Raw genomic sequence first — 20,829 nt, forward strand, 5'->3', positions numbered from 1 at the left:
GGGTTTCTCCTCGAGTTCATCCGCGATCCGCGTCGTCCGCGAAATCGCCGTTTTGCTGGAACGCGTCGACGACGTCGGCCACCGAGCCGCGTCGGCCGATGTGGCCGACACGAACTTCGAGCCCCTCGGCGCGCAGCATGTCGCGCACGTCCGCGTGCGCGCCGACGACCTTCATCGCGGCGCCCGCGGCCTCCAGCGCGCCGCGCATCGCTTCGAGCATGCGCGCGCCCGCCAGATCGACGACCGCCGATGCGGACAGGTCGCAAATCACGAGCCGGACCGGTTCGGGTGCGGCGTGGATCATGCGCCAGATCGTCTCGCGCACGTGCTCGACGTTGAAGTACAGCAACGACGCCTCGACACGCACCGCCAGCACATGCGCAATCGTCTCGTTCTCGGCATGACGTTCGAGATCCGAGAAATAGCGCGTGCCGGGAATACGCCCGAGCATCGCGACATGCGGATGCGCGGCGCGGTGGATGATCAGCAGCATCGACACGAGCACGGCGACGATGACGCCCTTCAGGATGCCCAACAACAGCACCGCCGCGAACGCCACCATCGAAATCGCGAATTCGAAGCGGCTCGCGCGCCACACGTGACGCAGTTCGCCGACGTCGACGAGGCCCTTCACGGCAACGAGCACGATCGCCGCCAGCACGACGTTGGGCAGATTCGCGAGCAGTCCGGTGAGGAACATCAGACAGAAGCCGATCGCCAGCGACGCGAATACCAGCGCAAGCGCGCTTTTCGCGCCGGCCTTGTCGTTCACCGACGATTGCGAAAGCCCTCCCGCAACCGGGAAGGCCTGGAACAATCCCGCGGCCAGATTGGCTGCGCCAAGACCCAGCAATTCCTGGCGGGCGTCGATCTCGTAACCATGTGCCTGCGCGAGCGCGCGCGCGGCCGAAACGCTCTCGACGTATGCCAGCAACAGGCACGCGAACGCCAGCGGAACGATGCCGTCGATATCGCGCAGCCGCAGCCCCGGCAGACGGAATTCAGGCAAGCCTTGAGGCAGCGCGCCCACGAGCGTGAAGCCGCGGCTGGCCAGCGGCGTGACGGACAGCACGACGATCGAGGCAGCGACGACGGCGAGCGCCACCGGACGCCCCGGCAAAAACTTTTCGCCGAGCAGCAGCAACGCGATGCAAACGAGGCCGAAACCGAGCACGCCGAGGTTGGTCAGCGGAAGCTGCCCCCACAGCACGGCGATCCGTTCGAAGAAGAATTCGCCGCCGCCTTTCACGCCGAACAGCTTCGGCAGCTGGGTCATCGCGATCGTCAGCGCGGCGCCCGCCTTGAAGCCGAGCAGGATCGTCTCGCTGATGAAGCTGACGAGCGAACTCAAGCGCAGCAGCCAGCCGATCACGCACATGCACGCGATCAGCACGGACGTGAGCGCCGCGATCGAAGCCCAGCGCGACGGGTCGCCCCCGGCCATCGGCACGAGCGTCACGCCGACGAGCATCGAGATCGCCGAGGTCGGGCCGATCGCGAGCTGGCGCGACGAGCCGAACAGCGCATAACAGAGGCCGCCGACCAGATAGCCGTAGATGCCGTATTGCGGCGGCAAGCCGGCGAGCGACGCATAGGCGAGCGATACCGGAATGCCATAAGCCGCGAGCGTCACGCCGGCGACCGCGTCCTTCGCGAGCCATCGAGGCTGATAGCTTCGCAGCCACTGCGCGGGAGGAAACGCGCAGCGCCACCCGCGCGCGGGTGGCGTGGAAGACGCGCGGCCGGTGACGCTCTGTGGATGGTTCAACGTAGCGCCTCGAGTACGGAAGCGGACCTGACGGAAGCACGGGCGAGCTGTGCGGCCATCGCCTCAGCCAACCCGGAGCGGCTCAGAGCGAATCCTTGACGCGCTGCCACGTGTGATCCGGATTGAACTCGGTCACAGGCGGCGCGTGCGCGCCACGGTCCTTCTGGTAGACGACGCCGTTGTTGCTGACCACGAAGGTCATCACGCCGCTCGTGCCGTACCGCGCCGGATAAGCGACCATCGCGAAACCCGCGATCATGTGGCCGTTGATCACGTAGCTGAACGCGCCGCCCGGCGCGTTCTTGCCCTGCCGCGTCAGGATGTGGAAATGGTAGCCCCGGTAAGGATCGCCCGCCGCGTGGCCTTTCAGATATTCGGAACTCGCGGCGACGAGCGGGCCGAACGGACTCTCTTCTTCGTCGCTGTTTTCGTCGGTGGGCCAGTAGAGACCGTCCTGCTTGCCGGGTGTGCTGGCCAGCTTCTGCGCGTATTCGAGCAGGCCGTCGTGGTTCCGGTCGCGCGACGCGTATTGACGCTGCGCGCCGATATAAGCGTGCAGCACCTTGATCGCTTCGAGTTCGTTGGCGCCGATCCGTCGATTGATCAGTTCTTCTTCGCCCTGCTCGGTGGCGAAGTGCCAGGTGCCGTCCTCTTTGACGATCGGTATCGGCATCGGCCACGCCTCGTCGCCGACCAGCAGAATCCGCCGGTTCGGTCCCCTGTCGTCGAGCACGTGATAGGCCTCGAGCTCCTTGCTCGCCTTGGCCCAGTTCGCCTCGTTCTCCGCCTGATCCGGCGATACCACGAGGCTCTTGTGCGCTTCGCCGAAGATCGCGACGAGCGACGCTTCGTCGTCGGTCTTCAGTGCGCTGGACAGCGCGGCGACCGCGTCTTCCGGGGTGGCGAAAGTGCGCTGCCCCGCGGCGAGCGCGGCCAACGGAATCGACAGCGCGAGCACCATCGCGCACAGCCGGCGCGATGTGGCCACACGTCGCCGCGAATCGTCGCGTGGGCGCTTTCCGGTGATGCTTTGTCCGCTCATGGCTGCTCCTTATCGCCGTCCGCCGCCGCGGCCGCCACCGCCACCGCCACCGCCGGGCCGCGGCGAGAATCCACCACCGCCCCCGCCACGGCCGCCACCGCCGGAGAACCCACCGCCACCGGAATTTCCGCCGCCACGCGTCGATTGACGGCTCGCCGCGCCGCGCGCGCTGTTGGCTTGCGCGTCGCGCGCCGAGCCGTAGCCGCTGAACGCATCGCCGCCGCCCCCGGGCGACGCGCGCTGACTCACCTCGCGTGTGCCCGCCGACGCCGTCGGACGCTGGGACGGCTGCGGCCGCCCTTGCGCGCCAGCACCGCCGCCCGCGAAGTTTGCGCCGGCGCCGCCACCCGCGCCGCCACCTGCATAGTTTGCGCCGCCGCCCGCGCCGCCGCGGTTGCCGCCCGCCAACCCACCGCCCGCGCCCGCGCCTGCACCCGCGCCGCCGCCGCGCGACGGCGAATCGCCGACCCGTTGCGTGCGCGCCGAGCGATCCGAGATACCGCTGACCTGGCCCGGCTTCTTGTCCGAGGTCCACGCGGAGGTGCCCCCTCCCTGCCCGCGACCACCGCCGCGGTTGATGTCGCCCGTGTTGATATTGCCGCGCTCGACGTTCCTATCGCCGCGCTCGACGTTTCTATCGCCGCGTTCGACGTTTCTTTCGCGGTTGATGTTGATGTTGTTGTTGCCGCCGCCTCCGTAATGCGTTTCATAGTGCCCGCCGTTCCAGGCGGCGGTAATCGCCGCGCCCCAGATCAGCCCCGTCGCGAGCGCGGCGCCGGGCGCGTACGGATAGTAGTAGGCCGGATAGGGCGTGGGCGCGTAGGCGTAGGTCACGGGCGCGCTGGCCACCACGATGGTCTGCGGGTTGTACTGCGGCACGTAGATCACCTGCGGATCGGCCGGCTGGATCTTGATCACTTCCTTCTCGACGACCACGACCTGCTTGTCGTCGGATTTCAGATGCCCCGCCGACTGCGTTTGCCGCCGGAAGCGCTGAATCGCTTCGAGCACCGAGCCCTGGTCGGCAACGACGGCCTCGCCGAGATTGATCGTCCAGTCGAGATCGGTGCTCATGTTCTTGACGATGCTGGGGTAATTCAGCAGCGCCTTCACCGGATCGTGCCACGCGTCGTTGAGCTTGAGCGACTTATCGTTTTTGTACTGGTCGAGAAAGCGATCAGCCTGCACGATTTCGACGGGATAGGTGGAGGCAGGAAGAATGATCGCGATCAGATCGTCCGGATATAGCGCGATCGGTCCGACGAGCTTGTCGAGCGTCGCCGCGGAAACGGGTGCGTTCGGGGCCGAGTTCGCCGGAGCGTTCGCGGCCGGCGCCTGCGCCAGCGACACCGCAGTGGAGAACGCGCCGCAGCACGCCAGAAGCGCGGCGCCCAGTACATGGCTGATGCGTCGCGCGCGCTTCGCCTCGTCGTCGAGCGCCGTTGCAATCGGGATGATGCGTGTACGAGCACGCGAATCGCGGTCCATCGATGCTTCCCCTTGCGCTTCGTCAGCGGCCCCGGGCGGCATGGCCATGATCTTTGACAGACAGTTGTCCGAAGCAATGAAAACGACCTGCACCTGTCGCATGAATACAGTTTGGAAACCATGGACGAAATTGCAAATACGACCTTGGTCCGATTGCGCGCGACAGGCCCGCGACACCATGATGAACGCGAACCTGCCATTGCTGCGCATCCACCGCGCGGCAACCGGTCCCACCAGAATTCCCATTCACGGGTGCCGGTTGCGCCCTCACGCCTGAGCAAACAGGAAGCCGGCGACTCGCACCCGCGTGTGCCCACGCAAGGAGCTGTCGTGAACAAGTCTACGAAATATGCCGTTGTCGCCGCGTTGAGCGCGTCGCTATCGCTGGAAGGCCTGGCGCAATCGAGGCCGATTGCCTATCCGGCCAGAGGGCAAAGCCCGCAGCAACAGCAGCAGGACGAAGGCGCCTGCTATTCGTGGGCGAAGAGCAATACCGGCATCGACCCGACCATGGTCGCCAATGCCCCGCCCCCGCCTTCCGGCCCCGCGGTGGGAGGCGGCGAGCGCGTGCAGGGCGCCGCGCGCGGCGCGGCCGGCGGCGCGATCATCGGCGCGATTGCGGGCGACGCCGGCAAGGGCGCGGCGATCGGCGCGGCGACCGGCACGATGGTCGGCGGGTCGCGCGCGCGGCAGAACCGGCGCGCGGCCGCGGCACAATCGCAGTCGCAAACGCAGGGCTCGATGGACACGTTCAATCGCGCTTTCGCCGCCTGCATGTCGGGGCGGGGTTACACGGTCAATTGATCGCGCAAGGAGAGCAGAATGATTAACCACAAACTGATCATCGCGGCGGCGCTCGTGTGTCTCGCGAATACGGGGTTCGCTCAGACGGAGGCACCCGTCACGGTCAAGAGCGAGCCCGGCAAAGTCACCGTGTCGGGCACGGTCAAAACGACCGCGACGGTCGTCGGCATCGAGCCGGCAACGCGCACCGTCTTGCTCAAGGACCCGAAGGGCAAGGTCGTGCAGGTCGTGGTCGGCGAGGAAGCGCGCAACTTCGATCAGATCAAGGTCGGCGACGTGGTCAAGGCCGAGTATTCGCAGGCTCTGACCATCATGCTGAAAAAAGGCAACGCGCCGCTGACCGCCAACGAAACGCAGACGCTCGAACGCACACCGGCGGGCGCGAAACCCGGCGGCTCGGCCTCGCGTGAAGTCACGATCATGGCTAACGTCATCGCGGTCAATCACCAGAGCGGCGCGGTCACGCTAAAAGGCCCGCAAGGCAATACGGTGGATCTGATCGTGCAGGATCCCGAACAGCTCAAGCGGATCAAAAAAGGCGACCAGATCCAAGCGGTCTATACCGAGGCCGTGGCCATCTCCGTGGAGCCGGTCGCCGGCAAATAGCGAGCATGGCTCGCGTCAGATCAGGCGGTGCGCTTGCGCGAGGCCGCTGAGGGGAGGCGTAAAGTCCGCGCGTCGAAAACGCACCGTCGAGAAAACCCGTATCGCATTGGCACTCGCCGGCAGACGCGCAAGGCGAAACTCGATTTCGTGCGCGGGCCGCGTATCTCCCTCTCCCAGGACGACGTTCATCCGGTCGAGCCGGTACATGCTTTTGCGCACGTAGAAATGCGCATCCGGCGCCCCCAGTACACCGCACATCACGTCGAGATGCCGCTCCAGCGCCTCTGTCTTCAGGCCCAACTGCGCCAGAGCCTGATCGTTCTCTTCGATCTGCACCTGCAGCTTCGCCACTTCCGCGTAATTCGACGTCGCGTCGCTACCAAGCAGCGAGCGCACGCCCGCCCCTTGCCGTTCGAGAATCGTCAGGCGCGTTTTCAGCAGCGCCCTTTCGCGTTGCAATTCGTCCTGCCGCGAGGTGTCGGCCTCGATCTTGCCGAGGGCTTCGAGCACGAGCTGATCGACGATCCGCAACACGATTTGGCGCCGCAACGCGGCTTCGGATTCTTCGCACACGCGCACCTGGTGATCGCTGAAGTTGATGGTCGTCTGCGCGAGATCGGTTTGCGTCGTTTCGCCGTGTTGCCCGACGCCGAAAATACGCCGCTCGTCCATGGCCATGCCGAGCACCGCGAATACCTGATCGGCAGCGGGATGGTCGCTGAAGAACGTGTTCAGCTCGTGTGAGCGGTTGAAGACCGGGCAGACGTCGTCGGGTGTGGCGAAAAAGGCGTGGATATACGGGTCTGTCGCCCACGCCCCCGCGTTCGCTTCGCGCGTCGGCGGCACTTCATCGGCGAGCCGGAGCAGATAGGCGGTCGTGTGTTGCACGGCGGGCCGCAGGCGCGACGCATAGTTGCGCGCGAGCCGCAACGACGGACAGAGCCCGACGATCCGCTCGACGATTTCCTTCGTCTGCTGATCGTCGCTCTCTTCGGAAGCGTTGCGCCTGGTCAGCCACCGCGACAGCAGACCCATGCCCGGCTCCCGTCGCCCGTCACGATTCGTCGCGCTCCGGCAGCAGCTGCGCGACGATCGTGTGGTTCTTCCAGAACAGGTTATGGACGCGGCTTTGCAGTATGCGCAGCCCGTCCGCGGACACGTCGTCGAAGACGACCACCGCGCCTGGCCGCGAGCCCGTGCCGTGCACCCGCTGGATCGAGCTGAAGCGCGGGAACCCGTAGCGAATCAGGAACTCGCCGATCTCTTCGTCGGAGACGCTTTCCTCGACGTTTCCAAGAAACAGTTCAGCCATGATGCTTACTCCTCCAGGCTCTATGCGACGATGTTCAATCCGCCGTCGATATACAAGGTAGAACCGGACACCCGCCGGGCATACGGCGTGGCCAGAAACGCACAGGTATAGCCGACATCCATGATGTCGACGAGTTCGCCGAGCGGCGCGCGCTGCACCGCTTCGTTGAGCAGCAGCTCGAAATCCTTCAGGCCCGAAGCGGCGCGGGTCTGCAGCGGCCCGGGAGAAATCGCGTGCACGCGGATGCCCTTCGGTCCCAGCTCGAACGCCAGATAGCGCGCGCAGGCTTCGAGCGCCGCCTTGACGGGGCCCATCAGGTTGTAGTTCGGCACGACCTTGTTCGCACCGTAGTAGCTCATCGTCAGCATGGTGCCGCCGTCTTTCATTAGCGGCGCGGCGAGGCGCGCCATCCGCACGAACGAATGGCAGGAGATGTCCATCGCGCTCAGGAAGCCCTCGCGCGACGATCGCAGCAAGCCGCCCTGCAGATCCGCTTTCGGCGCCCATGCAACGGCGTGAACGAGAATATCGAGGCTTCCCCATGTCTTCTCGATCCGGTCGAACACGGCCTCCATTTCGTCCTCGCCCGTTACGTCGAGCGGCATGAAGATCTCGGCGTCGAGTGCTTTGGCTATCGGTTCCACATAAGGAAGCGCCTTGTCGTTCGCATAGGTGAGCGCAACGCTCGCGCCGAGGTCGTGAAACGCCTTCGCGCATCCGTAGGCAATCGAATGCTCGTTGGCGACGCCGGTCACGAGGGCCTTCGCTCCTCGCAGAATCAAACTCGGTTGCTCGACAGACATGGTGAAACTCCTCTATGGGGCGACAGCGCGCGTATGGCGGGCGATCATCAGTTCCTCGTTGGTGGGCACGACCCAGACCGGCAGCCTGCTCGAGGCGCGGGTGATCAGCGGGCCGCCCGCCCGATTGGCCGCTTCGTCGAGTTCGGCGCCGAGCCACGCGGCATCGCGCACGATGCGCTCGCGAATCGCGACGGCGTGCTCGCCGATGCCGGCCGTCAGCACCAGTGCGTCGAGACCTTGCATCGCCGCGGCGAGACTGCCGAGTTCGCGCCCGATCCGGTAGGTGTAGACGTCGATCGCAAAGTGGGCACGCGGGTCGTCGCTGTCGAGCAGCACGCGCATGTCGCCCGAGATGCCCGACATGCCGAGCAGCCCCGAGCCCTTGTAAATGAGGTCCGCGATCGACTGCGTATCCATCTTCAGCTCGTCGAGCAGATAGAGCATCACGCCGGGGTCGAGGCTGCCGCAACGCGTGCCCATCGGCAGGCCTTCCACCGCCGTGAAGCCCATCGTGCTCGCCACGCTCTTGCCCGCGACCATCGCGCACATGCTCGCACCGTTGCCCAGATGCGCGACGACGGTGCGCCCCGCCGCCGCGGCCGGTGCGATGTCCGGCAGCACGCTCGCGATGTATTCGTACGAGAGCCCGTGAAAACCGTAGCGCCGCACGCCGCGGTCGGTAATCGAGGGGGGCAGCGCATAGGCCTGCGCGGTCTCGGTCTGCGTGCGATGAAACGTGGTGTCGAAGCACGCGACCTGTGGAAGGTCGGGACGCAGCTGCGCGAGGATGCGGATCGGGGTCAGGTTATGCGGCTGATGCAGCGGCGCGAGCGGGCTCAGGCTGTCGAGCTGGTCGATCACCTCGGAAGTCGCGAGGACGGGGCCGGCAAAGCGCTGCCCGCCGTGCACGACGCGATGCCCGACCGCCTTCAGTTGATTGCCGCCGCCGTGGTCGCGCAAAAAACCGCCCAGATATTCGATCGCGCCCTGATGGCCGAGCCGATGGCCATCGCCCCATTCGTGCGAGCTGGCATTACCGTCGCGGTCCGTCACGCGAAAACGCGGGCTCGTGTAGAGCGCTTCGATCTGACCGCGCAAAATGAGCTCGAGTTGCGCTTGTTGCGCGTCGAAGGCGCTGAACTTGAGGCTCGACGAACCTGCGTTCAATACGAGGATCACATCCGCCATGACGTCACCCGACCACCTTGCCGGCCTCGCGCCGTGCCTTGGCCACCAACGCGGCGACCGCGCACGACGCGAGACGCGTCGACAGGGAATCCGCGCGGCTCGTCAGAATGATCGGCACGCGCGCGCCGAGCACGATGCCCGCCGCGTCCGCGCCGGCGAGAAACGACAGGCTTTTCGCGAGCATGTTGCCCGCTTCGAGGTCCGGCACCATCAATACATTGGCGCGACCGGCCACCCGCGACTCGATCTGCTTGATGCGCATGGCTTCAATGCTGATCGCGTTGTCGAGTGCGAGCGGACCGTCAACGAGCCCGCCGGTGATCTGCCCGCGGTCCACCATCTTGCACAGCGCCGCCGCTTCCACCGTCGATGGAATTTTCGGATTGACGCTCTCGGTCGCGGACAGGATCGCCACGCGGACTTCGTCAAGTTTCAGCGCGTGCCCGAGATCGATCGCGTTCTGCAGGATGTCGACCTTCTCTTCGAGCGTCGGCAAGATGTTGATCGCGGCGTCGGTGATGATCAGCGCGTTCTCGTACCCGGGCACGTCCATCACGAAGCAATGGCTGATGCGCCGCTCGGTGCGCAGGCCGGTGTCACGGCGAATCACCTCGGCCATCAGCTCGTCCGTATGCAGGCTGCCTTTCATCAGGGCCTCCGCCTTGCCTTCGCGCACCAGTTGCACGGCTGCTGCCGCGGCGGCATGGCTATGCGGCGCATCGACGATCGTGAAGTTCGAAATGTCGATGCCGTGTTCGGCGGCAATCGCTTCGATGCGCGCGCGCGGCCCGACCAGCAGCGGCGCGATCAGTCCCATCCCGGCTGCTTCGACCGCGCCATTGAGCGAACTCTGGTCGCACGGATGCGCGACCGCTGTCGGCATCGCCGGCAGCGTCCGGCAGAAATCGATCAGACGCTGATACTTCGCGTGCTTTTCCATCGGCGTATTCCTCGTGTGTACGGTGCGTTGGATTCGTGACGCGTGGCACGCCATGCTGACGGGCGCCGTGCATACGGGCGCCGTGCACACGGTTCCGTCACGCTTGCGTCCTGCTGCGCATCGCGCCAGTTGCTCACGTGCGAGTAGAGTCAGGCAAACGTGCGTTGCGCTTGCGGCTCTCGCGCGAACCCAGCACCGCGCGGATGCGTTCGAACGCCTCCTTTTGCGCGGCGTCGGGCGCGGTGTTCAACACGCGCTCGTCGCTCGCCAGCTTGTCGAGCAGTTGTAGAAAGCGCTCGCGGTCCTCGCTGTGGGAAAGCAGCTTCGGCAGCGTGGCTATCGACTCGTCCGGTTCGAAGCTGACGATGATTTCCTGCTCGCCCCGGATCCGCCGCCAGTGATCGGGGCTGATGTCGGGCAGGTACTCCGCGTAACTTTCGGCGATCTCCTTGCGCATCTCCAGGCGCGCGAGCGGCAATGACCCGCCCTTGCGCGACAACAGATAGGCCGCGCGCGCGAGTGCCTCCGTGTAGCCGCCGTCGCCGATCGCCTGCAACGCCGTGCGCACGAACGGCAGCTCGCGCGGATCGATCGCGCCGGCTTGCGCGGCCACGCCATCGGCGGCCGGCTTGCTCAGATACGTCGCATACAGATTCGCGTACACGCTGAAGAAGCTGGCCTCGGTCCCCGCGTCGCGCATCGCGCGGTAATAGTCCAGCGATGCGCTGATCATTTGCGAGCCGTTGTGTTCGAGCTTGCTCCACGGGTTATCGGCGGCGGCCCGCTGGCGATTCTCACGAACCGACTGCGCGGCCGCCGGCAGCCAGCCAAGCCACGGGTTCATCGCGGACACGGCCCAGCGCTGCCAGCGCAGCGGATGAAACTGGCGCAGCAGGCGGGCGCTCGTTTCGTTCGACATCGCCCGCACGAACGGCTGCGCGAGCAGTTCATACATGCGCTGATTCAGATTGGACACCGCGGCGACCGCTTCGAACGGCTTTTCGTCGATGCGGCCGAAGCGGTTGAGATGCGCGGAAATCTCCTCGAGCCGCCGCTCATGAAATTCGACTTCGTATTCGATCTCCCCGGCCGCGTTCCTGGCCTCGTTGATGGTCATGCCGTAGAGTCCCGGCGGGAAGGTTTCGATGGTCTCGAGCACGGACATGATCTGCTTGTGCTCCTTCTTCGCGACTTTCCCGGACACGAAAATGCCCAGATGCCCAATGTTCTGGTGCGTCAGACCGACGATCACCTGGCCGCGCGACTTGATCTCCTCGGTGCTGCCGTAAAGGTCCGCCACCCAGTTGAACGCCTGTTGAGGCGGCGTGATGTTGTCCCCCATCGACGCGAACAGGATGATCGGCGAGCGGATTTCACGCAGATCGAAAGCCTGGCCGCTGCTGTTCGTCACTCCGCCGGACCACAGCTTGTTGCCGACGAACAGGTTGCGCGTGATCCATTCGATCTCCTCGCGATTCATCAGGTAGTAGCTGCCCCACCAGCGCTCGAATTCCAGAAAGCGTGGCGGCTCGGTATCGACGTTCGAGAACAGGTGGTAGTACTTGTCCCAGAACGTGTTGGCGGGATTCAGGTTCTCGAAGTTCTCCACCAGATAGGCGCCGTCGAACTTGCCGTTGCCAAGATCCGCCGCGTACGACGCGAGCCACGCGCCGCCCAGCATGCCGCCCGCGTAACGCATCGGGTTGTCGCCCTCGCCTTCGCTCCAGGCCGCGCTCCAGTACGACATCGGCGCACCGTTGATGACGATCGGGCCGGTCTCCTCGGGGTCGGAGCTGGCGAGCATCATCGCCGCCCAGCCGCCCTGGCAATTGCCGATGATCGCGGGCTTCGGACTGTCGGGATGCAGCGCGCGCACCTTGCGCACGAATAGCTGCTCGGCGTTGCACACGTCGAGCAGGGTCTGACCGGGCTCGGGGTCGCGAAAGAACACCACGAAGTAGACGGGATAGCCCGCGCGCAGCGCGATGCCCGCCTGCGAATCGTCCTTGAAGCCGCCAATGCCGGGGCCGTGCCCCGCGCGCGGATCGATGATCAGATACGGGCGTTTGCGCACGTCCACGCCCACGCCTTCGAGCGGACGAAGTTGCAGCAGCGCATAGTTGACCGGCCGTTCGAACTTGCGGCCGTCCAGCACCATGTCGTACTCGAAATGCAGCACCGGCGCGGGACCGCTGACGCTGCGTTCGACGAACTCGTTGCCGCGCCGGTACAGCGTGTCCCAGAACAGCAGCGAGCGCTGCGCGGCATCTACCGTGTATTGCCACGCACTGAGCGGATCGAATGGCGCGGGCATCGCGCTTGCGGTCGGGGCGCCATCGTGATCGAGCCCCAGCGTTTCGGTGACCCGTTCATTCAGATGCCGCTGGGCGATTTGCGTGCGCTTCTGCAGCACGTGGGTGATTTTCGAGGCAATGTCCTGGCTTTGTGACAACAGCGTTTCAGCGTCCATCGGAAGACTCCTGAAAGGTGCGCGTCACGATCGGTGCCGAGGCACGCGCCGTGCATTGATTGAATCGTGGAGTTGGGCCAGAGCTCTAGCAATCGGACCAAGGTCTTATTATGCGCGCGACCCGGTGCAGCGCACGGGTTCGGGCGCGGCGCGTGTCGACGTGACGCAGCGCGACGTCTCATTGAACGGGTTTCGCCTGCACCGCTGCGGCGATATCGCGGCTCACCGAGGCGAGCGCGCGATCGTGGGCGGCGATGATCGGCTCGAATCCGGGACCGGATACGCTCTCGCGCGCGACCGAGCGGCCGGTGACGGCGCGGACCTTGCCGGGCGGCCGCACGGCCCACAGCACATCGACGGTGACGTCGCGCCCCGGCACGGACTCGAAGCGCATCACGTCGATCCGCACGCGCCAGACGACGGACGGATCGCGTACCGCATCGAATACCGAAATCTGCTGCGAGTTCAGCAGCGCGCCGAGATCGGCCGCGATCACGCGGCCGATGTCGCCACCGAGCGGCTGCGCCCAGCGGTCGAATTCGTTGACCGCGACCTCGTTGTTAGCGATCCGCGTGACGATCTGCGGCCGGTCCACGATCTCGGGTATCGTGACCGGACCGATCACCGCCGCGATCGGCCGGCTCGCGCCGGTGCTGCTCAACGACTCGTCGGGGCTCAGCGTGTAGAAGTTCGTCGCCGGCGACTTGCAGGCGCCGAGCAGAGCGCCGGCGAGCGCGAGCATCAGGCCGGCCGCGAAGCGGCGCATCGCATCTGTCATGGCTTCCTGTCCTCGGACTTGCCGCGCACGAGCGATTCCGGATGCTGCGCCAGATAGTCGGCCAGCGTGCGCAGCGAGGCAGCGGTGCGAGTCAATTCACGCATTGCGTCCTCCGTCGATTGCTGCAGCGACGAGTCGGGCTGCAGCGCGGCATTCGCGGAATCGAGCGTCGATTGCGCGGACAGCAGCGTGTCGCGCGCTTTCGGCACGACCTGCGTGTTGAGCTGCCCGAGCATCGCGTTGGTGGTGCGCAGCGTCGAGCGCGCGTCCTTGCCGATATCCTCGAACGGTATGTTGTTGATCTTGGCGAGCAGTCGCGTGACCGATTCCTGCAGCGATTGCAGCGTGCGCGGAATCGCGGGCATTTCGGGCGGCGTCTTGCTCCAGTCGATCGACGCCTTCGGCGCGTCGGGGAAATAGTCGAGCGCGAGATACTGCTGGCCGGTCAGCAGATTGCCGGTTCTCAACTGGAAGCGGAAGCCGTGCTCGACCAGATAGTTCGCGAGACCGCGCGGGTCGTTGGTGAGGTGTCCGCCGGCGCCGTCGTTCTGATAGCGCGACGTGAACCGCTCCGGATAGAGATTGATCTCGACCGGACTGCTGAAGCGGCGGGTGTCCGGATCGAAGCGCGTGTAGATCGCCGTCACTTCGCCGATTTCGACGCCGCGGAAATCGACCGGCGCGCCAACTGTCAGACCGCGCACCGAATCCGCGAAGTTCACCACGTATTTGACGACGATGCGATCGTGCATCTTCATCGCGTCGGCGCGCGTGGTGTACAGCTCGAAACGGGTGCTGGTATCGGCGCTCGTCTCTACCTGCGAATCGGGCGGCGATTCGAACGCGATCCCGCCGATGATGATCGACACGATCGACTGCGTTTCGACGCGCAAGCCGCTGCTGTCGAACGACATGTCGACACCGCTGGCGTGCCAGAAGCGCGTGTCGGTTCTGACGAAGCGGTCATACGGCGCGTTGACGAAGACCTTCACCGTGACGCCGTGGCCGTCGGGGTCCAACTGGTACGACGCGACCTGGCCCACCTGAATTCTGCGGAAAAACACGGGCGTACCCACGTCGAGCGAGCCGAGTCCCGTGCCGTGCAACGTGTACTCGTGCCCCGGCACGTCGCTCGCGATCACGGGGGGCTCCTCGAGGCCGACGAAACCGCGGCGCGCTTTTGGCGAATTGCCGACGTCGACGTCGATATACGAGCCCGACAGCAGCGTGCCGAGCCCCGACACCGTACCGCCCGAAATGCGCGGACGCACGACCCAGAAGCGCGTGTTGTCGACGAGCAGGTCCGACACGTCGCGCGTCACCTCGGCCTTGGCCACCACACGCTTGTGGTCCGGCGTCAGCGAGACCGCTTCGACCACACCGATATCGACGTCCTTGAACTTGAGCTTCGTCTTGCCCGCTTCGAGACCGTCGCCGGTCTTGAAGCTGATGCTGATCTGCTCGCCGCGCTCCATCACCGCCTTCACCGCCAGCCAACCGCCGATCAGTATCGCCACGATCGGCACGAGCCAGACCAGTTGCATCCGCCAGCGCGAGCGCGGCACCGGCTCCGCGGCGGGCAGCTCGGGCTCTTCAGTCGGAGTGGACACGTTCGGTCTCCAAAGCGTCCCACATCAGGCGCGGATCGAACGCCATCGCGGCGAGCAAGGTCAGCACGACGACCGCGCCGAACGCGATCGCCGCCGGCCCCGCCTTGATCGTCGCCAGCGCCTGGAATTGCACCAGCGCGACCAGCATCGTGATCACGTAGATGTCGAGCATCGACCAGCGACCGATCAGCTCGATCAGGCGATAGATCCGCGTGCGCTGCCCGGGCAGCCATTGCCAACGAAGCTGGGTCGACAGCGCGAGATACCCGATGCCGAGAATCTTCAGCATCGGCACGACGATGCTCGCGATGAATACGAGCACGGCGAGCGGCCACGAGCCCGATACCCACAGATACACCACGCCGCTCAGGATCGTGTCCTTCTGCGTGCCGAACAGCGAACTCGTGTCCATCACGGGCAGCACGTTGGCCGGAATGTAGAGCACCATCGCGGCCACCAGATACGCCCACGTGCGCGACAGGCTCGCGGGCTTGCGCTGGTGCAACGGCGCCTTGCAGCGCGGACAGACGTGCTTGACCGCGCCGCTGGGCTGCTTGAGCAGCAGGCCGCATTCTTCGCACAGCACGAGCCCGTAGGCAGACGCCGTGATGGCGTTGCGGCGCACGCGGATCGGCGGCAACTGCCACGCCTGCGCGCCACGCGCTGCCGTGATGCGCGCCCACACCTCATGCGGATCGAAGGTCGCCGCCGCGGCCGCGAGCAGCAGCATCAGCGCGATGAACGACCACAGCGCAGTGCCCGGCACCACCTTGGCGATATGCGCGAGCTTGACCAGCGCGACCAGCAAGCCGAGGATCAGCACCTCGGTCATGCCCCACGGCCGCGCGAGCTGAAACAGACGAAAGCACTCGGCCGGCCGCCACGGCACGCGCCCGAAGCGCAGCGGCAGCAGCAGCCACAGCATCGCCGCGGTTTGCAGCACCGGCGTGACGATCGTCGTGAGGCCGACCAGCAAGGCGAGCGGCCACGAGCCGTGGCTGTACAGCATGCGCACCGAACCCGCGAGCGTCGTCTGCACGACATGGCCGTTCAGCGACAGACCGACGATCGGAAACACGTTCGAGATCACGAGCAGCACCGCGGACGCGCACGAGAACGCGAGCGCATACTCCGGCCCGTTCGAGCGTCCGCGCCTGAGCTCCGCGCGGCAACGCTGGCAGCGCAACGCATTGCCGGCGGCCGGCGGCGCGCCGAGTTGAAGCAGGTCGCACTCTTCGCACGCAATCAGCTCGTTGCCCGTCATCTCGCCTCCACTGCACCCGACGTTCCAGCCGGCGCGGGCGCGTTCTGCGAGACCGGCGCCATCGCCGGCGAGTTTTGCGGCGCGGGCGGCGGCGCCGTCAGTTTTTCCGCCTCGGCCACCCAGCCACCGCCCGTCGCCTTGTAGAGCGTGACGTACGAGGCCAGCACCGCGCCTTGAGTTTGCGCATAGTTCAGTTGCGCGTTGAACAGGCTGCGCTCCGCATCGAGCACTTCGATGTAGCTCGTATAGCCGCCTTCGTAGCGCTGCCGCGCGAGGTGCGCATAGGTGTGCAGCGCCTCGACCTGGAGGTTTTGCGCATCGAGTGCCTGATGCGTCTTCTGCACGGAGATGAGCGCGTCCTCGACCTCCTGGAACGCTACCTGGATCGCCTTTTCGTACGAGTACAGCGATTCCTGCTGGCGCGCTTCGGCCTGGTGCACCTGGCCGGTGATGTTGCCCGCCGTGAAGATCGGCTGCGTGACGCTGCCGGCAAACGACCACACACGCGCCGGGCCGGTGAACAGATTCGAGAACTGCGCGCTGACCGAACCGAACAGCCCGGTCAGCGAAATCGACGGGAAGTACAGCGCGCGCGCCGCCCCGATCAGCGCGTTTTGCGCGACCAGCGTCTGCTCGGCCTCCAGCAGGTCGGGACGGCGTTCGAGCAGATCGGACGGCAGCCCCTCGGGAATCGGCGGCGTGCCCATCTGCGACAGCTCACGGCCGCGCAGTATCGCGCCGGGATTCCTGCCGATCAACACCGACAACGCGTCTTCCTGCTGGGCGATCTGCGCTTCGAGCTGCGGAATCGTGACTTGCGCGGCTTGATACTCCGACTGGCTTTGCGCGAGTTCCATCTGCGAGACCTCGCCGTAGCGGAAGCGCGCCTCGAACACGCGCACCGATTCCGCGCGGCTTTGCACGGTCTCCTTCGCGATCACTAGCTGCCGGTCCAGACTGCGCAGATTGATGTAGGCCGACGCGACCGAGCTCACCAGCGTGAGAATCGTGGCGCGGCGGCCCTCTTCGCTTGCGAGCAGGTTCGCGCGTGCCGCCTCGGTTTCCCGGCGCACCTTGCCGAACAGATCGAGTTCCCAGGACACCGCCAGCGTCGCGTCGAACTGGTTGTAGACGGGGCTCACGCCCTTCGGCACCGGCACGCCTTCGTCCTGCGAGACCCGTTGACGCGACGCGTCGGCGCCTGCCGAAAGCTGCGGGAACAGCCCGGAGCGCGTGGTCACGAACTGCCCGCGAAACTCGTCGACCCGCGCGGCCGCGACCTTCACGTCGCGATTGTCCTGCAGCGCGGCGGCGATCAGCTGATCGAGCACCGGGTCCTGAAACTGCTCCCACCACACGGCGTTGGCGATGCCCGCGGCCTCGCCCTGGGCGAAACGATAAGTGGCCGGCACGTCGACCGCCGGGCGCTGGTAGTTGGGGCCTAGCAGGCATCCGCTCAGCGCGAGCAGCATGACGGATGCGAGCAAACGCGCCGGTGCAGTGCCGTGCATCTCATTCACCTTCCTGCGGCGCGGACGGCGCCTCGCTCGACGCACCGGGCCCCGGCACCGCCGAGGGTTCGCGTCCTGCGCCGCCGCTGGGCTCCACGCCCGGCGTCGGCTTTTTGCCACCCTTCGAGCGCGACGACATGGTTTCGAGCAGGTAATAGAACATCGGGATGAAGAATACGGCGATCGCCGTCGCGCCCAACATGCCGCCGATCACACCGGTGCCGATCGAATGACGGCTGTTGGCCGACGCGCCCGTCGCGATCGCGAGCGGCACGCAGCCGAGAATGAACGCGAGCGAGGTCATCACGATCGGGCGCAGCCGTTCTTCCGCCGCAGTCATCGTCGCGTCGAACACCGAGGCGCCGGTCTCGCGATTGAGCACCGCGAATTCGAAGATCAGGATCGCGTTCTTCGCGGCGAGCGCGACCAGCATCGTCAAACCGATCTGGAAGTAGACGTCGTTGGAAAGGCCGCGCAGCATGATCGCGAGCAGCGCGCCGAACAACGCGAACGGCACCGCCATCAGCACGCCGAACGGCAGCGACCACTTCTCGTACTGCGCGGCGAGGATCAGGAACACCATCACGAGACCGAATACGAAGACGAGCCCGGACGTGCCGCCCGACTGCCGTTCCTCGAATGCTTCGCCGCTCCATGCCACGTCGTAGCCTTCCGGCATCTGCGCGGCGATCTGTTCCAGCGTCGAGATCACCTGTCCGGAGCTGTAGCCCGGCGCGGCGTTCGCCGTGACCTTGATGGCCGGGAAATTATTGAATCGCGTGACGAGGTCCGGGCCCGTCGTAAAGCGGTAGCTTGCCACCGACTTGATCGGCACCATCGTGCCGTTCGTGCTGCGCACGAAGATCTGATCGAGATCAGTAGGCTTCAGGCGATACCGCGGCTCCGCCTGCAGGATCACCTGCCACAGCCGGCTCGAACGATTGAACTGCGATACGTACAGCGAGCCGAACATCGTCTGCATCGCGCTATAGACGTCTTCGACCGGCACGCCGAGCGTCTCCGACTTGTCGCGATCCACGTTGACCAGCAGTTGCCGCGACGCCGCATTGAACGTCATCGTGACGCCGGTCAACTCCTTGCGCGCCCGCGCTTTCTGCACGAACTGGTCGGTCACGCCCGCAAGCTGTGTGATGGTCGCGTCGCCCTTGCTCTGAATCCACACCTCCGTGCCGCCCGTCGTGCCGAGCCCCGGAATCGACGGTGGGTTGACCGGCAGAATAATGCCCTCCTGGACGTTCGCGAAGTGGCGATACGCGTCGAGCAGCACCTGGCGCGCGTTCTGCGTCGCGCGGTTGGCGCGCGTATAGCGTTCGTCGAAGCTCTTCAGACCGACGAAGAAGGTGCCGGCATTGTTCTTGTTCTGGCTGTCGAGCAGGCTGAAACCATCGACCGTGGTGATGCTGCCGACCGCCTCCTGTTTCATGAAATAGTCAGTGATGACTTGCGACACCTGGCCGGTGCGGTCGAGGCTAGCCGCGTCCGGCATGATGACCGCGCCGAGCAGATAACCCTGGTCTTCAGGCGGCAGGAACGCCGACGGAATCGAGCGCACCATCAGCACCGCCAGCGCGATCATCGCCGCGAAGAACACGAGCCCCATGACAAAGCGCTTGATGATGAGCTTGACCGCGCGGGTATAGCCCGACGTCATGCGGGCGAACTGATTGTCGAACCAGCGGAAAAAGCCCTTCTTCTCGTGGTGCGTGCTTTTCAGCAGCAACGCGGCGAGCGCCGGTGACAAGGTCAGTGCGACGATGCCGGACAGCACCACCGAGATCGCAATCGTGATCGCGAACTGCTTGTACATCTGGCCGGTGATGCCGCCGAGAAACGCGACCGGCACGAACACCGCGCACAGCACCAGCACGATCGCCACGACCGGGCCGGCGACTTCGTCCATCGCCTTCTTCGAGGCGTCTTTCGGTGACAGCTTGTACACCGTCATGTTGCGCTCGACGTTCTCGATCACGACGATCGCATCGTCGACGACGATACCGATCGCGAGCACCATGCCGAACAAGGTCAGCATGTTGATCGAAAAGCCCAGCAGCAGCATGAACATGCAGGTGCCGACGATCGACACCGGCACCGCGATGATCGGAATCAGCGTCGCGCGAAGGCTTTGCAGGAATACGAACACGACGATCACGACGAGCACCAGCGCTTCGAAGAACGTATGGATCACGTCCGAGATCGACGCTCGCGTGAACTCGGTCGTGTCCATCGCGATTTCGTAGGTCATGCCTTCCGGAAACGACTTCTTCAGTTCCGCGAGTGTCGTGCGCACCTGCTTCGCCACGTCGAGCGCGTTGGCGCCCGGCTGCTGATACACGGCGAGCACGGTGGCCGGCTTGCCCTGGAAGCGGCTGCGAATCGAGTAGTCTTTCTGGCCGAGCTCGGCGCGGCCGATGTCCTTGAGCCGCACGATCGCCGCGCCGCCGTTCGCGGCGCGCACGATGATGTTGTCGAACTGCGAAGGCTCGGCGAGGCGCCCCGTGGTCGTGACGGCGAACGACTGCTGGACCTCTCCGCTGGTCGGCGACTGTCCGATACTGCCCACCGCGAACTGCTGGTTCTGGTTCGCGACGACCCGTTGCACGTCGGCGGCCGTCACGCCGAGCTGCGCCATTCGGTCGGGCTTCAGCCAGATGCGCATCGCGTAGTCTGGATTGCCGAAAATACTCGACTGATTCGCGCCCGGAATCCGCTTGATCGCGTCAAGCACGTAGATGTTCGTAAAGTTCGCGATATACGTCGAATCGTAGCGGTTGGTGGGCGAATAGATCGCGATCACCATCATGAACGCCTGTGACTTTTTCTGTACCTGAATGCCCTGCGCCTGGACCGATTGCGGCAGTTGCGGCAGCGCGAGATTCACGCGGTTCTGCACGTCGACCTGGGCCAGTTCGGGGTTCGTGCCGATCTGGAAGTACACGTTGAGCGTCATACTGCCGGTCGACGAACTCGACGAGTTCATGTAGATCATGTTGTCCGCGCCATTGACCTGCTGCTCGATCGGTGCGGCGACATTGTTCGCGACGACCTCGGCGCTGGCGCCCGGATAGGTGGCGGACACCGTGATTTGCGGCGGCGTGATGTCGGGATACTGCGCGACCGGCAGCGAGAACATCGCCAATGCGCCGCCGAGCGTGATGACGATCGAAATGACTGACGCGAAAATCGGCCGATCGATGCAGTAGCGCGAAATGTTCATGGCGACTGCC

General features: G+C 65.4%; 16 protein-coding genes. 2 read left to right on the plus strand and 14 right to left on the minus strand.

The window, feature by feature from the left end; translation table 11 throughout:
* Positions 1-16: 16 nt before the first annotated feature.
* From HDG34_RS20085 to HDG34_RS39855, 3 genes are all read right to left on the minus strand, one after another.
* Positions 17-1,768, minus strand: coding sequence for a SulP family inorganic anion transporter (locus tag HDG34_RS20085; RefSeq protein WP_184061860.1), 1,752 nt, complete (start codon positions 1,766-1,768; stop codon positions 17-19).
* An 82-nt stretch (positions 1,769-1,850) separates the two neighbouring features.
* Positions 1,851-2,810: a DUF2950 domain-containing protein gene (locus HDG34_RS20090; protein ID WP_184061861.1), complete on the minus strand. Its 960-nt coding sequence runs from the start codon at positions 2,808-2,810 to the stop codon at positions 1,851-1,853.
* Between the two features lie 9 nt (positions 2,811-2,819).
* The gene (locus tag HDG34_RS39855) at positions 2,820-4,298 is read right to left on the minus strand and encodes a DUF3300 domain-containing protein (RefSeq protein WP_311734807.1); all 1,479 of its coding nucleotides are present in this window, start codon (positions 4,296-4,298) and stop codon (positions 2,820-2,822) included.
* A gap of 330 nt (positions 4,299-4,628) precedes the next feature.
* Between HDG34_RS39855 and HDG34_RS20100 the strand changes: the two genes are divergently transcribed.
* Both HDG34_RS20100 and HDG34_RS20105 read left to right on the plus strand, forming a co-directional pair.
* Positions 4,629-5,102, plus strand: coding sequence for a glycine zipper family protein (locus HDG34_RS20100; protein WP_184061863.1), 474 nt, complete (start codon positions 4,629-4,631; stop codon positions 5,100-5,102).
* An 18-nt stretch (positions 5,103-5,120) separates the two neighbouring features.
* Positions 5,121-5,708, plus strand: coding sequence for a hypothetical protein (locus HDG34_RS20105; protein WP_184061864.1), 588 nt, complete (start codon positions 5,121-5,123; stop codon positions 5,706-5,708).
* Positions 5,709-5,723: 15 nt separating this feature from the next.
* On the opposite strand, the gene HDG34_RS20110 is transcribed toward HDG34_RS20105, so the two are convergent.
* From HDG34_RS20110 to HDG34_RS20160, 11 genes are all read right to left on the minus strand, one after another.
* Positions 5,724-6,743: a hypothetical protein gene (locus HDG34_RS20110; protein WP_184061865.1), complete on the minus strand. Its 1,020-nt coding sequence runs from the start codon at positions 6,741-6,743 to the stop codon at positions 5,724-5,726.
* Positions 6,744-6,762: 19 nt separating this feature from the next.
* Complete coding sequence (locus tag HDG34_RS20115) at positions 6,763-7,020, minus strand: RNA-binding protein (protein ID WP_184061866.1); 258 nt, start codon at positions 7,018-7,020, stop codon at positions 6,763-6,765.
* Between the two features lie 20 nt (positions 7,021-7,040).
* Complete coding sequence (gene fabI / locus HDG34_RS20120) at positions 7,041-7,823, minus strand: enoyl-ACP reductase FabI (protein ID WP_184061867.1); 783 nt, start codon at positions 7,821-7,823, stop codon at positions 7,041-7,043.
* A 12-nt stretch (positions 7,824-7,835) separates the two neighbouring features.
* Entirely contained in the window at positions 7,836-9,011 is a 1,176-nt protein-coding gene (locus HDG34_RS20125) for an acetate/propionate family kinase (RefSeq protein ID WP_184061868.1), read from the minus strand.
* A 4-nt stretch (positions 9,012-9,015) separates the two neighbouring features.
* A complete protein-coding gene (locus HDG34_RS20130) occupies positions 9,016-10,005 on the minus strand; it encodes a phosphate acetyltransferase (protein WP_184061869.1) in 990 nt (329 codons plus the stop codon).
* Between the two features lie 79 nt (positions 10,006-10,084).
* Entirely contained in the window at positions 10,085-12,421 is a 2,337-nt protein-coding gene (locus tag HDG34_RS20135) for a DUF3141 domain-containing protein (RefSeq protein ID WP_184061870.1), read from the minus strand.
* Between the two features lie 178 nt (positions 12,422-12,599).
* The gene (locus HDG34_RS20140; RefSeq protein WP_184061871.1) at positions 12,600-13,199 is read right to left on the minus strand and encodes a membrane integrity-associated transporter subunit PqiC; all 600 of its coding nucleotides are present in this window, start codon (positions 13,197-13,199) and stop codon (positions 12,600-12,602) included.
* A complete protein-coding gene (locus HDG34_RS20145) occupies positions 13,196-14,809 on the minus strand; it encodes an MlaD family protein (RefSeq protein ID WP_184061872.1) in 1,614 nt (537 codons plus the stop codon). Before HDG34_RS20145 ends, HDG34_RS20140 begins: the two co-directional genes overlap by 4 nt.
* Positions 14,793-16,073 carry a paraquat-inducible protein A gene (locus HDG34_RS20150; RefSeq protein ID WP_184061873.1) on the minus strand — a complete coding sequence of 427 codons (1,281 nt, stop codon included), beginning with the start codon at positions 16,071-16,073 and terminating at the stop codon, positions 14,793-14,795. The genes HDG34_RS20145 and HDG34_RS20150 overlap by 17 nt, the downstream gene beginning before the upstream one ends.
* On the minus strand, positions 16,070-17,584 hold the full coding sequence (locus HDG34_RS20155) for an efflux transporter outer membrane subunit (protein WP_184061874.1): 1,515 nt from the start codon (positions 17,582-17,584) through the stop codon (positions 16,070-16,072). The genes HDG34_RS20150 and HDG34_RS20155 overlap by 4 nt, the downstream gene beginning before the upstream one ends.
* A gap of 1 nt (position 17,585) precedes the next feature.
* The gene (locus tag HDG34_RS20160; RefSeq protein WP_184061875.1) at positions 17,586-20,819 is read right to left on the minus strand and encodes an efflux RND transporter permease subunit; all 3,234 of its coding nucleotides are present in this window, start codon (positions 20,817-20,819) and stop codon (positions 17,586-17,588) included.
* Between the last annotated feature and the right edge of the window lie 10 nt (positions 20,820-20,829).

Origin of the sequence: Paraburkholderia sp. HC6.4b, assembly GCF_014200875.1 — a bacterium.
GTDB classification, from domain to species: Bacteria; Pseudomonadota; Gammaproteobacteria; order Burkholderiales; family Burkholderiaceae; genus Paraburkholderia; species Paraburkholderia tuberum.